Annotated in this window: 17 protein-coding genes; 10 read left to right on the top strand and 7 right to left on the bottom strand. The window is 65.4% G+C overall.

Features of this window, described 5'->3' with window-relative positions; genetic code table 11:
• Positions 1 to 31: 31 nt before the first annotated feature.
• Positions 32 to 1456: an FAD-binding oxidoreductase gene (locus tag AC1DX2_RS21855; RefSeq protein WP_477198529.1), complete on the bottom strand. Its 1425-nt coding sequence runs from the start codon at positions 1454 to 1456 to the stop codon at positions 32 to 34.
• A 414-nt stretch (positions 1457 to 1870) separates the two neighbouring features.
• On the opposite strand from AC1DX2_RS21855, the gene AC1DX2_RS21850 reads away from it, so the two are divergent.
• The 5 genes from AC1DX2_RS21850 to AC1DX2_RS21830 all read left to right on the top strand — a co-directional run bounded on the left by AC1DX2_RS21850 (position 1871) and on the right by AC1DX2_RS21830 (position 6677).
• On the top strand, positions 1871 to 2479 hold the full coding sequence (locus tag AC1DX2_RS21850) for a cob(I)yrinic acid a,c-diamide adenosyltransferase (protein ID WP_477198528.1): 609 nt from the start codon (positions 1871 to 1873) through the stop codon (positions 2477 to 2479).
• A gap of 45 nt (positions 2480 to 2524) precedes the next feature.
• Positions 2525 to 3535 carry a D-cysteate sulfo-lyase gene (cuyA, locus tag AC1DX2_RS21845; RefSeq protein WP_477198527.1) on the top strand — a complete coding sequence of 337 codons (1011 nt, stop codon included), beginning with the start codon at positions 2525 to 2527 and terminating at the stop codon, positions 3533 to 3535.
• A 22-nt stretch (positions 3536 to 3557) separates the two neighbouring features.
• Positions 3558 to 5174, top strand: a complete 1617-nt coding sequence (locus tag AC1DX2_RS21840) for an N-acyl-D-amino-acid deacylase family protein (protein ID WP_477198526.1) — start codon at positions 3558 to 3560, stop codon at positions 5172 to 5174.
• A 67-nt stretch (positions 5175 to 5241) separates the two neighbouring features.
• Positions 5242 to 5694 carry a Clp protease N-terminal domain-containing protein gene (locus tag AC1DX2_RS21835; RefSeq protein WP_477198525.1) on the top strand — a complete coding sequence of 151 codons (453 nt, stop codon included), beginning with the start codon at positions 5242 to 5244 and terminating at the stop codon, positions 5692 to 5694.
• A gap of 68 nt (positions 5695 to 5762) precedes the next feature.
• Positions 5763 to 6677 carry a TIGR02285 family protein gene (locus tag AC1DX2_RS21830; RefSeq protein ID WP_477198524.1) on the top strand — a complete coding sequence of 305 codons (915 nt, stop codon included), beginning with the start codon at positions 5763 to 5765 and terminating at the stop codon, positions 6675 to 6677.
• 14 nt (positions 6678 to 6691) lie between these two features.
• Here the strand turns inward: AC1DX2_RS21830 and AC1DX2_RS21825 are convergent, their stop codons facing one another.
• On the bottom strand, positions 6692 to 7114 hold the full coding sequence (locus tag AC1DX2_RS21825) for a hotdog fold thioesterase (RefSeq protein WP_477198523.1): 423 nt from the start codon (positions 7112 to 7114) through the stop codon (positions 6692 to 6694).
• Positions 7115 to 7235: 121 nt separating this feature from the next.
• Between AC1DX2_RS21825 and AC1DX2_RS21820 the strand changes: the two genes are divergently transcribed.
• Both AC1DX2_RS21820 and AC1DX2_RS21815 read left to right on the top strand, forming a co-directional pair.
• The gene (locus AC1DX2_RS21820) at positions 7236 to 9326 is read left to right on the top strand and encodes an acetoacetate--CoA ligase (protein WP_477198522.1); all 2091 of its coding nucleotides are present in this window, start codon (positions 7236 to 7238) and stop codon (positions 9324 to 9326) included.
• A 153-nt stretch (positions 9327 to 9479) separates the two neighbouring features.
• A complete protein-coding gene (locus AC1DX2_RS21815; RefSeq protein WP_477198521.1) occupies positions 9480 to 9665 on the top strand; it encodes a hypothetical protein in 186 nt (61 codons plus the stop codon).
• Positions 9666 to 9701: 36 nt separating this feature from the next.
• Here the strand turns inward: AC1DX2_RS21815 and infA are convergent, their stop codons facing one another.
• On the bottom strand, positions 9702 to 9950 hold the full coding sequence (gene infA / locus AC1DX2_RS21810; protein WP_477198520.1) for a translation initiation factor IF-1: 249 nt from the start codon (positions 9948 to 9950) through the stop codon (positions 9702 to 9704).
• Between the two features lie 58 nt (positions 9951 to 10008).
• The gene (locus tag AC1DX2_RS21805) at positions 10009 to 10260 is read right to left on the bottom strand and encodes a hypothetical protein (RefSeq protein ID WP_477198519.1); all 252 of its coding nucleotides are present in this window, start codon (positions 10258 to 10260) and stop codon (positions 10009 to 10011) included.
• A gap of 615 nt (positions 10261 to 10875) precedes the next feature.
• On the opposite strand from AC1DX2_RS21805, the gene pssA reads away from it, so the two are divergent.
• Positions 10876 to 11499, top strand: coding sequence for a CDP-diacylglycerol--serine O-phosphatidyltransferase (pssA, locus tag AC1DX2_RS21800; RefSeq protein WP_477198518.1), 624 nt, complete (start codon positions 10876 to 10878; stop codon positions 11497 to 11499).
• 102 nt (positions 11500 to 11601) lie between these two features.
• Positions 11602 to 12498 (top strand): recombination-associated protein RdgC, encoded by an 897-nt coding sequence (locus AC1DX2_RS21795; protein WP_477198517.1) that lies wholly within the window; start codon positions 11602 to 11604, stop codon positions 12496 to 12498.
• Positions 12499 to 12523: 25 nt separating this feature from the next.
• On the opposite strand, the gene rsgA is transcribed toward AC1DX2_RS21795, so the two are convergent.
• Entirely contained in the window at positions 12524 to 13633 is a 1110-nt protein-coding gene (gene rsgA / locus AC1DX2_RS21790) for a ribosome small subunit-dependent GTPase A (protein ID WP_477198516.1), read from the bottom strand.
• A 551-nt stretch (positions 13634 to 14184) separates the two neighbouring features.
• The gene (locus AC1DX2_RS21785; RefSeq protein ID WP_477198515.1) at positions 14185 to 15201 is read right to left on the bottom strand and encodes an NADP-dependent oxidoreductase; all 1017 of its coding nucleotides are present in this window, start codon (positions 15199 to 15201) and stop codon (positions 14185 to 14187) included.
• Between the two features lie 129 nt (positions 15202 to 15330).
• On the opposite strand from AC1DX2_RS21785, the gene AC1DX2_RS21780 reads away from it, so the two are divergent.
• Positions 15331 to 16218, top strand: coding sequence for a LysR family transcriptional regulator (locus tag AC1DX2_RS21780; protein WP_477198514.1), 888 nt, complete (start codon positions 15331 to 15333; stop codon positions 16216 to 16218).
• Positions 16219 to 16236: 18 nt separating this feature from the next.
• Here the strand turns inward: AC1DX2_RS21780 and AC1DX2_RS21775 are convergent, their stop codons facing one another.
• Complete coding sequence (locus AC1DX2_RS21775; RefSeq protein WP_477198513.1) at positions 16237 to 16929, bottom strand: DNA-3-methyladenine glycosylase I; 693 nt, start codon at positions 16927 to 16929, stop codon at positions 16237 to 16239.
• Positions 16930 to 17094: the final 165 nt, after the last annotated feature.

Genomic DNA, 17094 nt, shown 5'->3' with positions numbered 1-17094 from the left:
ACCACTGCGTGATGGTCTGACCCGCAATGTCTCAGGCTTTGAAAATCTTCCCCGGGTTCATGATGTTCTTCGGGTCCAGCGCGCGCTTGATGGCACGCATCATGGCCACCGCGCCGTCGCCGGTCTCGGACACCAGAAAGTCCATTTTGTGCAGGCCTACACCGTGTTCGCCGGTGCAGGTGCCACCCAGCGCCAATGCGCGCGTGACCAGTTGCACATTCAGCTTCTCGGCCGTCTCGCGCTCTGCGGGAATGTTGGGGTCGATCAGGTAGCCGAAGTGGAAATTGCCGTCGCCCACATGGCCCACCAGGAAGTAGGGGATGCCGCTGGCGTCCGCTTCGGTCACCGAGTCCAGCAGGCAGTCGGCCAGGCGCGAGATCGGCACGCAGGTGTCGGTGGAAATGGCGCGGCAGCCGGCGCGTGACTGGATGGCGGCGAAGTACGCGTTGTGCCGCGCCGTCCACAGCCTTGTGCGCTCCTCCGGCGTGGTGGCCCACTCAAAGGCATTGCCACCGAATTCGCTGGCAATCTCCTGCACGCTTTCCGCCTGTTCCTTCACGCTGGCCGGCGAGCCGTGAAACTCCATCAGCAGCAGCGGCTCTTCGCGCAGGGTCAGCTTGGAATGGGCATTGACCATGCGCACGGTGTTGTGGTCTATCAACTCCACGCGGGCGATGGGTATGCCCAGCTGGATGATCTGTATCGTGGTGCGCACGGCAGCCTCGATGCTGGGAAAGGAGCAGACGGCGGCCGAAATGGCCTCGGGCAGCGGGTACAGTTTGACGGTGACCTCGGTCAACACGCCCAGCGTGCCCTCGCTGCCCACCATCAGGCGGGTGAGGTCGTAGCCGGCGCTGGACTTCTTGGCCCGCGTGCCGGTGCGTATCACCTCGCCGCTGGCCGTCACCACTTCCAGCGCCAACACGTTCTCGCGCATGGTGCCGTAGCGCACAGCGTTGGTGCCGCTGGCGCGCGTGGCCGACATGCCGCCTATGGACGCATCGGCGCCCGGGTCGATCGGGAAAAACAGGCCGGTGCTGCGAATCTCTTCGTTCAGCTGCTTGCGCGTCACGCCGGGCTGCACCGTCACCGTCAGGTCCTCGGCGTTGACCGCCAGTATCTTGTTCATGCGGCTGACATCGATGCTGATGCCGCCTTGCACCGCCAGCAAATGCCCTTCCAGCGACGAGCCGACGCCAAAGGGAATGACGGGCACCTCGAACTGCGCCGCCAGCTTCACCGCGTCCACCACATCGGCGGTGCTTTCGGCAAACACCACGGCGGCGGGCGGCGGTGCGGCAAACGACGATTCGTCGCGCCCATGCTGCTCGCGCACCACCAGGGCGGTGGAGCAGCGGTCGCCAAAGCGGGTTTTCAGTGCGTCCAGCATGGCGCCGGGCACCTCACGGGCATTGACGGCAGGCAGCAGGTGCTGCATGGCGGTGGGAGCGTTCATGGTCTTGTCTCCTGTGGTCTGCCAGTTTACGACTTTATGCAAGCGATTGAGTCAATGTGGTCTGCGAGGATCAGGCCGACGCGGTACTCGGCTCCGCGGCTGTCCCCCGGCCTGCGGCCTCCTCCTTGATGCCGCTGCGCCGAGTGCCGCATCGACMTGATCTTKCGAACGTGGCTGGTACACCGGTTTTTAGCGCTCAACGTGCCAATAGACCCGATGTCGCTGGGGCGTGTGGCGGAGCGGAATCAAGGGGGAGGGCCGAAGGCCCGGAGGACATCCGCGGAGTCACGCGCCCCAGCGGCGTCGGCAGCCAGCGAATCAAGCCACGGGTATCAGCGAGCGTCGGCAGCAAACAGGCGACCTGCGTGAACCCGCCCCCTGGGCGACAATAGCCAACGCAGAGGAGACATTGAAATGGGACAACGCCTGACGCAAATCGCCACCCGCACCGGCGACAACGGCACCACGGGCCTGGGGGACAACACCCGGGTGTCCAAAAACAACCTGCGCGTGCACGCCATGGGCGAAGTGGACGAACTGAACTCGCACATCGGCCTGCTGCTGTGCGAGGACATGCCGGTCAGCGTGCGCGAGCTGCTGGTGGACATCCAGCACCAGCTGTTCAACCTGGGCGGCGAGCTGTCCATCCCCGGGTTTGAGTTGCTCAAAGCCCAGGCTGTGCTGGATCTGGACGAGGCGCTGGCCACCTACAACGAGCAACTGCCGCGTTTGCAGGAATTTATCCTGCCGGCCGGCACCCGTGCCGCCTCGCAGGCCCATGTGTGTCGCACCGTGGCACGGCGCGCCGAGCGGGCGGTGGTGGCGCTGGGCGAATCCGGCGCGGCGATGGCGCCACCCGAAGTGCTGCGCGACACCCCGCGCCAATACCTGAACCGCCTCAGCGACCTGATGTTTGTGCTGGCGCGGGTGCTGAACCGCTACCGCGCCGATGGCAGCAGTGGGGATGATGTGTACTGGAAAAGCGAGCGCCTGGCGCAGGCGCAGGACAGCAACACCCCTTGAAGCCGATTCCACTGATTTCAAACCAAGAGAGCTGAGAGACACGACATGGATTTGAGCCGTTTCCCCCGCCGCCGTTACACCCAGGGCGCGACGCCGCTGGAGTTTTTGCCCAACTTCACCAAGGCCCTGGGCGGCCCCAATGTGTGGATCAAGCGCGACGACATGCTGGGCCTGACGCCCGGTGGCAACAAGACGCGCAAACTGGAATTCCTGGCTGCCGACGCGCTGGCCCAGGGCGCCGACACGCTGGTCACCTGCGGTGCGCCGCAAAGCAACCACTGCCGCATCACGCTGGCAGCGGCGGTGCGGGAGGGGCTGAAGTGCCGCTTCGTCATCGAGGAGCGGGTGGCCAACAGCTACGACCCGAAAGCCAGCGGCAACAACTTCATGTTCAAGCTGTTGGGCGTGGAGGCCATCACCGTGGTACCCGGTGGCAGCAACATGTTGCAGGCCATGCAGAAGGTGGCCGATGACCTGGCCAAGGAAGGACGCAAGGGCTACATCATCCCCGGCGGTGGGTCGAATGCCATTGGCGGCCTGGGTTATGTGGCCTGTGCGCAGGAGCTGCAGCAGCAGTTCTTTGAGCAGGGGGTGCAGATCGACAAGCTGGTGGTGGGCTCGGGCAGCTCAGGCACCCACGGCGGCCTGCTGGCCGGGTTTCTGGGCAACCGCATCAACATCCCGCTCGTGGGCATTGGCGTCAGCCGCGACCCGGTGGACCAGAACCCGCTGGTGCTGAAGGAAGCCCAGGCCGTGGCCGATCTGCTGGGCCTTGGTATGAAGATCCCGCCCGAAGCGGTGGTCAGCTTTGGCGACTGGTGGCGCCCCAAGTACTCGGTGCCCAACGCCGCCATGGTGGAGGCGGTGCAACTGCTGGCCCGCACCGAGGGCATCCTGCTGGACCCGGTGTACACCGGCAAGATCATGGCCGGCCTGATTGGCCTGACGCGCCAGGGCTATTTCAAGAAGGGCGAAAACGTCTTGTTCCTGCACACCGGTGGCGCGCCGTCGCTGCACGCCTACGAGGCGGTGGTGCTGGGTGAGCAGGCGCCTTGAGGCCGCACAAAGGAACGCTGAGATGCCCGTCTGGAAAAACCTGACCCGCCTGTCCGCGCTGCTGGCCTTGGCCGGCGTGGCCTTCGCACAAGCGCCCGCGCCGGCCAGCCTGCCGCCCGCCGACCTGCTGATACGCAACGGGCGCGTGGTGGATGGCAGCGGTAACCCCTGGTTCCTGGCCGATGTGGCGGTGCGCGGCGGGCGCATCGTGGCCGTGGGCAAATTGGGCAGCTACCCGACCAGGCGCAGCCTGGACGCCAAGGGCCAGGTGGTGGCGCCGGGCTTCATCGACGTGCACGCGCACGTCGAGCAAAACCTGTTCACCAGCCCCGAGGCGCGCAATTACGTGCACGACGGCGTCACCTCCGTCATCACCGGCAACTGCGGTGGCTCGGCCGACAACCTGCGCGATTTTCTGCACCGTGTCGAAACGGACCACGTGTCCATCAACGTGGCCTCGCTGGTCGGGCACAACACCGTGCGCAAGCAGGTGATGGGCAGTGTCAACCGCTTTGCCGAGCCGGCCGAGCAACGCCAGATGGAGGCGCTGGTGGAGCAGGCCATGCGCGAGGGCGCCGTGGGCCTGTCCACCGGGCTGATCTACCTGCCCGGCTTGTACAGCAACACCGACGAAGTGGTGGGCCTGGCCAAGGCGGCGGCCCGGCACGACGGCCTGTATGCCTCGCACATCCGCGACGAGGGCCGCAAGGTGGTGGAGGCCATCAACGAGGCGCTGCAGGTGGGCCGCGCAGCGCACATGCCGGTGCAGATCTCGCACTTCAAGGTCAGTGCACCGGTCAACTGGGGCCGCTCCAAGGAAACCCTGGCGATGGTGGAGAATGCCCGCGCCCAGGGGCTGGACGTCACCATAGACCAGTACCCGTATACCGCCAGCAGCACTTCCTTGAGCGTGATGTTGCCGGACTGGGCGGTGGAGGGCGGCGACAAGGACATTCGCCAGCGCCTGGCCGACCCGGCCCAGCATCGCCGCATTGCGCAGGAAATCCTGGATAACGCCCGCAAGAATCAGCGGCCGAACTTCAGCTATGCGGTGGTGGCGCGCCATGCGGCGGATCCGGCACTCAACGGCAAGAACCTGTCCGAGGTCAACCGGCTCAAGGGGCGGCCTGCCAGCATGGAGGCCGAAATCGAGACCCTGCTGGAGCTGATGAGCGCTGGCGGCGCCCAGATGGTCTACCACGGCATGAGCGAGGACGACGTGCGCTTCATCATGCGCTACCCCTTCAACATGGTGGGTGCCGACGGTGGCGTGCAAAACGGCCAAGGCGTGCCGCACCCGCGCAGCTACGGCACCAATGCCCGTGTGCTGGGCAAGTACGTGCGCGAGGAACGCGTGATGCCGCTGGAAGAGGCGGTGCGGCGCATGACTTCGCTGGCGGCGCAGCGCTTCCAGCTGAAGGACCGCGGCCTGCTGCGCCCCGGCTATGCGGCCGACATCGTGGTGTTCGATCCGGCGACCATCGCAGACAAGGCTACCTTCGACAACCCGCACCAGTTTTCCGCCGGCATCAGCCATGTGCTGGTCAACGGCGTGCTGGTGGTGGATGAAGGCCGCCACACTGGCGAGCGGCCCGGCGCGGCGCTGCGCGGGCCGGGTTATGTGCCGGCGGCGCTGTAGCAAAAACCCTCCGCAAGCCGCCCGGCTGGCGATATGATGAAGCACTCTCGCTTTTGACCCGCATCGCATGGCGGCCATCGCTCCTGAACTGCAGACAGCCTTGTACAAGGCCCATGCCTACGCCAATGGGCGGCGGCAGGCTTTTGTCACGCTGGAGCACATCGCGCTGTGCCTGTTGGACACGCAGAGCGTGAAAAAGGCCTTCGAAGCCTGCCAGGTGGACCTGCCCCGGCTGAAGGAGGGGTTGTCAGAGTTGGCCAACGGCTCTGCCGAGGCCGGCCAGGCCGCCCCGGGCGACGCCAAGGCCACCGCCGGCTACCAGCGCTGCATGCGCCGTGCCGCGCTGCATGCTGCCGCCACGGGCAGTGGCGACGTGATGGGCATCAACCTGCTGATCACCCTGTACGGCGACAAAGAAGCCGGCCAGCTGGTGGATTGCCTGGGCGATTGCGGCGCTGTCCGCCAGACCATCGTGGACTACCACTCCACGGGGCAGTACATCAGCGGCTTCGAGCAATGAGGCGCCTCGCCTGACACCCGGACCCCGGCCAGAACCGGCTGCAAGCACCGCCAGACAGGATTTTCCCCATGTGGACCCGCAAGACCCTGCGCCAGCGCGTCGCCAAGCGCCTGCTGCCCTGCCTGGCATTGCTGGCTCTGTTGCCGGCAGCGCGGGGGCAGGACGCCGAACACACCATCACCTGGTCGATGATCGATTGGCCGCCCTTGACCCTGCTGCGCGACGGCAAGGCGCCCGCCACGGCCGCCGAGCTGGGTGACGGCGCCCTGGACCGCGCGCTGGCTGAGATCATCCAGCGCATGGGTGGCTACAAGCATGAGTTCAGGCTGCTGAACCGTCAGCGGCTGGTGCAAACCTTCGAGCAGGGCGGGAACCTGTGCGATGCCGCCTGGTTCAAGACGCCAGAGCGTGAACGTGTGGCGATCTTTTCCGCCGCCATCGCCGTGCCGCCGGTGGGCCTGGTGGTGTCCAGGCAGGCCAAGGCGGCCATCGCCGGTGCGGAAATCTCGCTGGCCGACCTGCTGCGCAACCCGGCCCTCAAGGGCCGGCTGGAGGCTGGGCGCTCCTATGGGCCGGCGCTGGACAAGGTGCTGGCGGCGCACGGCCAGGCGGTGCCGCGCGAGATCGTGCCCACCACCGGTTCGCTGCTGAACCTGCTGGCAGTGGGCCGCTTTGACTACACGCTGGAGTACCCCATGGTGGCGCGTTACCACGGCACCCTGAACCCGCGCCAGCCGGGGCTGGAGGTGGTGTCGCTGACCGAGTCGCGCGACTGGCCGGTCAGCTATGTCGCCTGCACCCGCAATGCCTGGGGTCGCCGTGTGATCCGCGACATCGATGCCGCCATTCGCCAGGCCGCCACCAGCCCCGTCTACCGCAACAGCTTCACGCCTTGGTTGCCGGCAGACTACGTGACCCGCAACCGGGAGCGCATGGACAAGTTCTACGACGCCCGCGCCAAGACCCACGATCCGCCAGGGTAGGGCCGTGGAGGTATTCAGCGCGGTGCCAAGACGGCCATGGTGATGCGTGATACGCAGGTCATTTCACCGGCGTCATTGCGCATGTCGATCTGCCACACCTGGGTGGTGCGGCCAATGTGCACCGGTCGCGCAGTGCCGGTGACCCAGCCGCTGGTCACGCCTTTCAAGTGGTTGGCGTTGATGTCCAGGCCCACCACCTTGTAGTCCGGCGGCACCGCACCGGCCGCACCGCAGGAGCCCAGCGTCTCGGCCAGCACCACCGACATGCCGCCGTGCAACAGGCCATAGGGCTGCTGCGTGGTCTTGTTGACGGGGATGCGGGCCGTCAGGTAGTCGTCTCCCACCTCCAGGAATTCAATGCCCAGGTGGCCGACGGCGGTGTCGGCTTGTATGGCGGTCAGGCCTTCGATCGTGAGGGGGATCTTCCAGATGCTCATGCGGATAGCTCCAATGGCGGTACAGGTATGGCGCCACTATAGGCATTTACATGTGCTTGCCTTGTCAACTGCGCGTCTGCCCGGCACACTGGCCTGTGCCATCATGCCGGCCACAATGACAATGAACCCGAGACAAGCCCCTTCCCCTGCCAGTTCTGCCGACGCCGCCGCCCGGCCCCCCTTCGTGCCCCAGATCCGTCTGTACCAGGATTGGCTTGCGAGCGCGCGTGGCCTGTCCTTCGCCAGCTACGACGCGCTGTGGCAATGGTCCACCACCGACCTGCCGGCCTTTTGGCAAAGCATCTGGGATTACTTCGACCTCCAAAGCCCCACGCCGCACAGTGCCGTGCTGGCGCGCGCCGACATGCCCGGCGCACAGTGGTTTCCCGGCGCCCAGACCAACTATGTGCACCAGGTGTTCCGCCATGTCCAGCCGGCCGATGAAGCCGGTTTTGCCGCCATCCTCGGTCGCAACGAGAAAGGTGAGAAGCAGGAGCTCAGCTGGCCCGAGTTGCGCCGCCAGGTGGCCTCGCTGGCGCTGCACCTGCGTGCGCAGGGGCTGCAACCGGGGGACCGGGTGGCCGCCTACATGCCCAACATTGCGCAGACCATCGTGGCCTTCCTGGCCACGGTCAGCGTCGGTGGCGTGTGGAGCGTGTGCGCGCCCGACATGGGTACCGCAGCCGTGCTGGACCGTTTCAAGCAGATTGAGCCCAAGCTGCTGATCGCGGTGGACGGCGTCAGCTACGGCGGCAAGGACTTCGACCGCCTGGGCGTGGTGGCCGAGCTGTGCGCCGCGCTGCCCAGCGTGCGCCATGTGGTGCTGCACGGCAACCTGGACGCACACGCCACGGCGCCAGCCGGCATTGCCGCCAGCAGCGCCGCCTTCAGCCAGGCCGTGGCACGCGACGACGCCCAGACGGCGGCCTTCGAGCCGTTGTGGCTGCCTTTCAACCACCCGCTGTGGATCGTCTACTCCAGTGGCACCACCGGCCTGCCCAAGCCCATCGTGCACGGCCACGGCGGCACGCTGATCGTGGCGCTGGCGCTGAAGATCCTGCACAACGACATCGGCTGCAGCTACCAGCCCAACAGCTGGGGCGAGCGTTACCACTGGTACAGCTCCACCGGCTGGGTGATGTGGAACGCCCAGGCCAGCGGCCTGCTCAACGGCACCACCTGCTGCATCTTTGATGGCAACCCCGGCGGCAAGACGGTGGACGCCAGCGGCAACAAGCAGCCGCCGGACTGGGGCACGCTGTGGCGCTTTGCCGCTGAACTGGGTGTCACCTTCTTTGGCGCTGGCGCCGCTTTCTTCGCCAACTGCATGAAATCGGGGCTGGATCTGTCCACCTGCGGCGACCTGTCGGCCGTGCGGGCGCTGGGCACCACCGGTTCGCCGCTGAGTGAGGACACGCAGAAGTGGGCCACAGCGCAATTCCGTGCGCTTGCCAGCGGGCCCCACCAGGAAGACATCTGGTGGTGCAATATTTCAGGCGGGACGGACTTTGCCGGCGCCTTCATCGGCGGCAACCGCGAGTTGCCGCAGGTGCCCGGGCAGATGCAATGCCGCTTGCTGGGCTGCGCGGTACAGGCGTGGAACGAGCAGGGCCAACCCGTGATCGGCGAGGTGGGCGAGTTGGTCTGCGTGCAGCCGCTGCCGTCCATGCCGCTGTATTTCTGGGGCGACGAGGGCGACAAGCGCTACCTGTCCAGCTACTTCGACATGTACCCCGGCGTCTGGCGCCATGGCGACTGGCTGAAGGTGGGGCTGGACGGCGGCTGCGTCATCTACGGCCGCTCGGACGCCACCATCAACCGCCACGGCCTGCGCATGGGCACCAGCGAGCTGTACAGCGCGGTGGAGGCGCTGCCCGAGGTGTTGGACTCCCTGGTGGTGGACCTGGAGTACCTGGGTCGCGAGAGCTACATGCCCCTCTTTGTGGTGTTGCGCGATGGCGTGGTGCTGGACCAGGCGCTGAGCGCACGCATCGCCAATGCCATCAAGACGGCGTTGTCACCGCGCTTCGTTCCTAACGACGTGTTCCAGGTGGCCGAAATTCCGCGCACGCTGTCGGGCAAGAAGCAGGAGCTTCCTATCAAGAAACTGCTGCTGGGTCAGCCACTGGAGAAAGTGGTCAACAAGGACGCCATGGCCAACCCGGGCTGTCTGGATTGGTACGTGCGCTTTGCGCAGAGCCGCCAGAGCTGACTCCCCCAAAGGTCACGGGTAGCCCACGGCTAGCGTGGCGCCACAGTAGCAACACTGCTACAAAAGGTAAGTTTCTTATTGAAAGTGTGCGTTATGTCACACGCATATTTTGAGTGCGTCGATAGACTGGGGTCATCCAATCGGAGAACCACCATGCGTCCGCACAAAGCCGTTACCCAACCCAGCAAGCCCCGGCCGGCCGGGGTACGCGCTTTTTTTGAGCGCATCACCACAGGCACACCGCGCAGCGAGGCCCCGGCCCAGCCTGCGCGCATCTACTCACCGGCGAACGACACCCGCGATCTTGATCAGCGCGTGCGCGAAATCGGCGAGTGGTGAGCGTATAAAGGCCCAGCAGTCGCTGGGCCCTGTTGATCAATGCCGCGGCGTCATCGGCGGGCGGCCCGCGATATGGCGGAACATGATGCGCCCCTTGCTCAGGTCATAGGGCGACAACTCCAACGACACTTTATCCCCCGCCAGGATGCGAATGTGGTTTTTGCGCATCTTGCCCCCGGTGTAGGCCACCAACTCATGGCCGTTTTCCAGCGTGACGCGAAAGCGTGAATCCGGCAACACATCGGTCACCACGCCTTGCATTTCAATCAGTTCTTCCTTGGCCATCGTTCTCTCTTTCGGTTGATTTGAGAATTTTGCTCATTGCTTGCCCATTGGGCAAGACCTATGGTGTTGCCATCGGGGGTGCGTGGCGGCCGCTGATCCACAGCAGGCCCTGTTCTGTGGCGTAGCGCATGGCGGCGCCGGCGTTGCCAAACAGTTCAGTGAAGCGCAGCACACGGTCGTGCATGCCGCTGCCCCGGCCCGATCGCACGGAGACGGACGCGGCATAGCGCCCGTCTTCCAGTTGTTTCACCAGCGGCGTGACCGTGTAACGGCCTACGGCGATGGGGTTGTTCTTGTTGTTGTCAGTCATTGAATTTGTCTACGCCCCGTGGCCTGAATATGCCTGGGGCTTGTTTTTGTTATGTGAAAACGGCCTGAAGACAGGTCGACCCCTGTTCGGTCGCGATTCCGGTGGTGCCCAATGGGGCCACCTGCGCGGAATCCAGATGGGCGGGACGCAACGGGCGCAGGCCCGGCGTGAAACCACCGTGGGGGGAGGGTGCCATCGTCGCAAAAACTGGTGGCGCCTCTGAAACAGCGGAAGCGTTCAACTGTACCGAGCCCTTATTGTACCTTACCTGCGTTTTTGCACAGGGTATTCGTGGAAAAGCCCCTGAGGGCCTGTTAACTCTATTTTTGCAAGATGCGTTGCGGATCAAAAAGGTCATGGGCAAGGCGCGAAACGCAGCCGGAGTATTCCTCCGGTAAGGCTTCGCAACGCGGCCCATGGCCTTTTTGGCCGCAACCCGAAGGGAATGGGGTTAAAACAGCGCCACTCCGCGTTGCACTCCTAGGCCAGACGGCCAGTCTGGCCGTCGTCGCGCGCCTTGATTGGCGCTGTTTTAACCCCATTCGCACTTGCGAAAATAGAGTTAACAGGCCCTGATCCCGTACCATTGGCGCTGACTGCTGTCACCACCTCACCATGACCCCACCAAAACCTAAACCGTTTTCCATGATTCGCGAGTTCCATCTGGCGGACTGGATCACGCTGGGCAATGCATTTTGCGGCGTGGGTGCGCTGTTCGCGGTGATGACCTACCTGCAGAACAACGAGGTCGCGCACCTGTACTTCGCCTGCGGGCTGATCCCCTGCGCGCTGTTTTTCGACATCATGGATGGTCGCGTCGCCCGCTGGCGCCAGAAAACCTCGGCCATGGGCCGCGAACTGGATTCGCTGGCCGACGTCATCTCGTTTGGCGTGGCGCCGGCCGCCATCGCCTATGGCTGCGGCATGCAGGGCTTGTTCGACCGCATGGTGCTGCTGTTTTTTGTCGCCTGCGGCGTGTCGCGGCTGGCGCGCTACAACGTCACCGCCGAGGCGCTGTCCGAGGGTGGCGACAAAGTCAAGTACTTTGAAGGCACACCCATCCCCACCTCGCTGCTGCTGGTCATGGTGCTGGCGTTTGCGGTGTGGCAGGGCGCGATTGGCACGCAGCTGTGGTTCGGCGTGGTGTGGCTGGGCAATTTCCGGCTGCACCCGCTGGTGCTGCTGTTCGCCGTCTCCGGCTCGTTGATGATCAGCCGCATCCGCATCCCCAAACTCTGAAATTCTGAGACGTTGCGGGACAGACTGCAGGCCGCGCAGCGGGCCAGCTCTGTCCTCAACACTTCGTCGGATGTCCTCTCCCATTTTTCTAGAAGGTAATACGTGTTCAAGAATGTGATCGTGTACAGAATCGCGCCCGGTTGGGCGCCCACCCGGGCGCAAGTGGAAGAAGGCCTGGACCGCCAGCGCTTTCACCCCTGCGGCGCCTCGCAGGAAAAGTCGGTCGGCTGGGTGGAGCCGCGTGGCGAAGAACATGGGCCGCTGGTGGAGGTTGTGGACGGGCAGTTGATGCTCAAGCTGCTGATCGAGGTCAAGGGCGTGCCCACCGGCGTCGTCAACCGCAAGGTCAAGGAGCGGGTGGTGCAGATCGAGGCCGCCACCGGGCGCAAGCCGGGCAAGAAGGAGACCCGCGACCTGAAGGACGAGATCAAGCTGGACTTGCTGCCCATGGCTTTCACCAAGCAGGGCACGGTGACCGTGTGGATTGATCCCCAGGCGCGCCTGCTGATGGTGGACGCCGCCAGCCAGGCCAAGGGCGACGAGGTGGTGACCGCCTTGATCCAGTCGCTGGACGGACTGACGCTGACGCTGGTCAACACCAAGACCTCGCCCGCCGTGGCCATGGCAGGCTGGCTCAGCAGCCAGGAGGCGCCGGCCGGCTTCAGCGTGGATCGCGAATGCGAGCTCAAGGCCAGCGACGAATCCAAGGCGGTGGTGCGCTATTCGCGCCACCCGCTGGACACCGACGAGGTGCGCCAGCACATCGAGGCCGGCAAGGTGCCCACCAAGCTGGCGTTGACCTGGAACGACCGCGTGTCCTTCCTGCTGACCGAAGGCCTGCAGATCAAGAAGGTGGACTTTCTGGACGTGGTGTTCGAAGGCACGCGCGCCGGCAAGGACGACGGCTTCGACACCGACGTCAGCATCGCCACCGCCGAAATGCGCGGCATGGTGGCCGATCTGGTGCTGGCGCTGGACGGTGAGGTGGAGGTGGCTTGAAAGAGGTCCTCCCGGTTGCCCCTCATCAGCAGTTTCCTTTTTTCTGATCCATCCGCTGCCGCGCTTCGCGGTGCAGGGTCTTCCACATCGCCAGCTGCGCGCGCCGTTGCAGTGGCGTCTGGCTGTCGCGGCCAGCCTCGCGCAACAGCTTGTGGTAGTTGCGCAATCGCTCGGGTGGCACCGCGTCAACCACCGCGCAGCCGGGCTCATCCTGGTGCCGGCAGTCGCGGAAGCGGCATTGCGGGGCCAGTGCCGTCACGTCGTCGAACAGGCTGTCCAGCAGTTCGGGACTGACGTCGGCCTGCAGTGTGCGCACACCGGGCGTGTCGATCAGGCAGGCGCCGCCGGGCAGGCGGTGCAGCGAGCGTGACGTGGTGGTGTGCTTGCCGCGGCTGTCGTGCTCGCGCACGCCGCCGGTGTCCTGCACGTCAGCGCCCAGCAGGGTGTTGGTCAGCGTGCTTTTTCCCGCGCCGGACGAGCCCAGCAGCACCAGCGTCTGGCCGCGGCTCAAATAGGGCGACAGTGCCTGCGCGGTGCTGCCGGCGCGTGCATCCACCGCCAGCATGTCCAGTGCCGTACCCACGCGCCGGCGCAGCAGCGCCACCAGTTCGGCCACCGCGCCCTCACCATCGCTGGCGCTCAGCACATCGGCCTTGGTCAGCACCAGCACAGGTTGCACGCCGGCGCCCTTGGCCAAGGCCAGGTAGCGCTCCAGCCGTTGCGGGTTGAAGTCCAGGTCCAGCCCCATCGCCAGCAGCGCGGTGTCCACATTGCTGGCCACCGCATGGCGACTGCCGTCGCCGTCGCGCCGGGCGATGTGGGTGAGTGGGGGCACGAGGGCCTCCACCCAATGGCTGCCATCGTCGAGCTGGCTGGCAAACACCCAGTCGCCCACGGCCAGGGCGGTGCCGTCCAGTTGCAGGCGCTGCAGCAGGCGCGGGCGGCTGCGCGCCATGTGCGCAGCCTGGCCGTCATGCACGGTGACGGCGTCGCGGTGTACCTCGGTCACCCGCGCCAGCGTGTGCGCAATGTCGGTGGCGACGAGGTTATCGTGCCGGGCGACGTGCAGGGCCATGGCGGGGGTCAGGCCCAGGGGTTGCAGTTGTTCAAAAGTAGAGAAATGGAAGTTGTTCATTTCGATAAGAAAATCTGTGTGTCAAAAGGACTCAGGTACGTACGGGTGCGCCGGCACCATGAGGGCAGGCGGTCATTCGGTGGTGAAGTCGCGGGCAAAGGAATGCCCGAGCCGCGCCAGGCGGCCGTCAGTGGCAGCAGGACTGCTGGAGAGCGAAAACCGGTGGAGGAAAAGCGGCCGGGTTTGCACGCCTGGGCCTGTTGTTGATCAACAGGGAAGTGGGCGAGCCAATGCCTCAGCTATCAGTGAAATTCCTCAACCTCAACCTGCGCCCTTGTGAAACAAGAGCGCCGGCCCATGCAAGCAGGCCTGCCGTCAGGCGGCAATCGGCAGCAGCGGGGAAGGAGCGGTGTGGCGTGCGGTCATGGCAGTCTCCTTGCGTTGAGGTGGGTGGTGCGCGGCGAAAAAAAAGTGCCACGATGAAGGAAGCGGATTGTGAGCGCAGAGCCGCCCAGCGTCAATCGCGCGCATGCAAAAAAACCACAGGCGCGTGGCGGCGCACTGTGGTCCGGATGGGATGCGGCCCTTGACCGCAGTAGAGCCGCGCTGGGTCAGGCGACTTTCAACACCAGCTTGCCGTTGTTGGCGCCGGAAAACAGCATGTCAAAGGCGCGCGGGAAGGCGTCAATGCCGTCCACCACGTCTTCGCGCGCCTTCAGCTTGCCCGAGGCCAGCCAGCCGCCCATCACCATGGCGGCCTCCATCGCGCGGTCGTAGTAGTCCGACACCACGATGCCGGTCATGGTGGCGCGCTGCACCAGCAGCGACAGGTAGTTGGCCGGGCCCTTGACCGGCACGGTGTTGTTGTACTGCGAGATGGCGCCGCAGATGACGATGCGCGCGCCGCGCGCCAGCCTTGTCAACACCGCGTCCAGGATGTCGCCACCCACGTTGTCGAAGAACACGTTGACGCCCTGCGGTGCATGTTTGGCCAGCGCCTCGGCCACGTTTTCGCTCTTGTAGTCAATGGCGGCGTCAAAGCCCAGTTCATCCACCAGGTAGCGGCACTTGTCGGCGCCGCCGGCAATGCCCACCACGCGGGCTCCCTTGATCTTGGCGATCTGCCCCACCACCGCGCCCACCGCACCGGCGGCGCCTGACACCACCACGGTGTCGCCGGCCTTGGGTTGGCCCACCTCCAGCAGGCCGAAATAGGCCGTCAACCCCGGCATGCCCAGCGTGCCCAGGTAGGTGGGCAGCGGCGCCAGTTTCGGGTCCACCTTGGTCAGGCCCTGGCCGGTGGAGTAGGCGTATTGCTGCACACCCAGCAGGCCGGTCACGTGGTCGCCAACGGCGAACTTCGGGTTCTTGGAGGCGACCACCTTGCCCACGGCCAGCGCGCGCATCACGTCGCCCAGCTCCACCGGCGGGATGTAGGAGGCCTTGCTGGCGTTCATCCAGCCGCGCATGGCCGGGTCCAGCGACAGGTAGTGCAGCTGCACCAGCACCTCGCCGTCGGCCAGGTCGCGCACCGGTTCCTCGGTGCGTTGCCAATCGCTGGCCTTGACGGCACCCACAGGGCGGGCGGCGAGGCGGAATTGGTGATTGACGGCGGTGGTGTTGCTCATGGTGGTTTGCTCCAAAAAAGTTGTTGAACAGATGGGAGCGAAGTTTAGGGAGGCATTTGTTTGCTGAATAGTCACCAATCATGAACATGACTGTTGACTAATTTGCAACGACAGGTTTAGATAGTGGGCATGAACCCCCAACGCCTGGCCGTTTTCTCCGCCATCGTGCAGGCCGGCAGCATCAGCAAGGCAGCCCTGCAGATGGGCTGCGGCAAGTCGGTGCTGTCGCGCCAGTTGGCCCGGCTGGAGGCCGACCTGGGCGCCAGGCTGATCCAGCGCTCCACCCGGCGCCTGACGCTGACCGAAATCGGCGAACTGGTGCTGGCCCAGGCCCACCACATCGACCAGGCGCTGGCCAACATCGAGCAACTGGCGGGCCAGTACCAGCAGGAGGTGCGCGGGCGCCTGCGCGTCACCTGTCCGGCGCCCATAGGACAGCGCGGCCTGGGGCCGCTGCTGGTGGCGTTCACCCAGCGCTACCCGCAGGTGGACGTGGTGCTGCAGGTGGAGGACCGGCTGGTGGACCTGATCGCCGAGCACATCGACGTGGCCATACGCGTGTCGCACCTGGAAGACTCCAGCCTGGTGGCGCGCAAGCTGGCCGACAACGCGCGCGTGCTGGTGGCCGCGCCCAGCTACCTGGCGCGTGCCGGCACGCCACAGGTGCCGCAAGACTTGCTGAACCATGACTGCTTGCTGTACACCAGTGGCGGCCGGGTGTTTGACGATTGGCAGCTCAGCCGCGACGGCGTCACCACGCCCGTCAAGGCCAAAGGCCGCCTGCAATTCAACGACGGCCTGTCCATGGTGGCCACCGCCTGCGCCGGGGGTGGCGTGATGTCGATCGACCGGCTGATGGTGACCGGTGAACTGGCCAGCGGCGTGCTGGTGGAACTGCTGCCAGGCTACAGCCTGCGCCCCGGCCAGCCCATCTATGCGGTGTACCCGGCGCGGCCCTGGCTGGCGCGCAAGACGGCGGTGTTCATCGCCTTCCTGCAGGAGCGCCTGTTCGTCTGAACCGCGCCGTGAGCCCGCTCAGGCCTTGGCGGGTTTGGTGCCCTTGGACGTGGGTACGGGTGGCTTGAATGCCGCGCGCCGCTTCAGCGCCGCTTCACGCACCGTACAGCCCTCCAGGTGGTCGTTGACCAGGCCCATGGCCTGCATGAAGGCGTAGACGGTGGTGGGGCCGACAAAGCTCCAGCCGCGCTTCTTCAAATCCTTGGACAGCGCGGTGGAGGCGGCGGTGCTGGGCATGGCGCGCAGCGCCTCCTGCGTCATGCGCTTGGGACGGTCCGCAGCGGGGGTCTCGTAGCGCCAGAAGTAGGCAGCCAGCGAACCGAACTCCTTGCGCAGCTCCAGCGCGCGCTGTGCGTTGTTGATGGTGGACCGGATCTTGCCGGCATGGCGCACGATGCCGGCGTCAGCCAGCAGGCGCTGCACATCATGCTCATCGAAGCGCGCCACCTTGGCCATGTCGAACTGCGCGAAGCCGGCGCGGAAGGCCTCGCGCTTGTTCAGGATGGTCAGCCAGCTCAGGCCCGACTGGAAGCCTTCCAGGCAGATCTTCTCGAACAGGCGCCGATCATCGTCCACCGGGAAACCCCATTCGTTGTCGTGGTAGTGGCGGTAGCCATCGGTGGCCTGGCACCAGTGGCAACGTGGCTGGCCGTCGGACTCATGGGCAAACAGGCCGGCGGCCAAGGCCGGTGTCTTGGGGGACGTGGTCATGTTGTGATTTATTTCACGGAAGGGCGGGTGAACGGTTTCACTCAGGTCTGAAAGCGTGATTTTTTGCCGCTTGCAGCGTTGACCGCTTTTTACACGAAGTTACATTGGAATCATGTCGGTGCCGAGGCGATCATCCTTGGCAAGCAAAGCTTCAATGGGCCCTTA

It is taken from the genome of Hylemonella sp. P2_B10, assembly GCF_056404875.1.
This window is presented reverse-complemented; position numbering and strand designations above follow the sequence as displayed.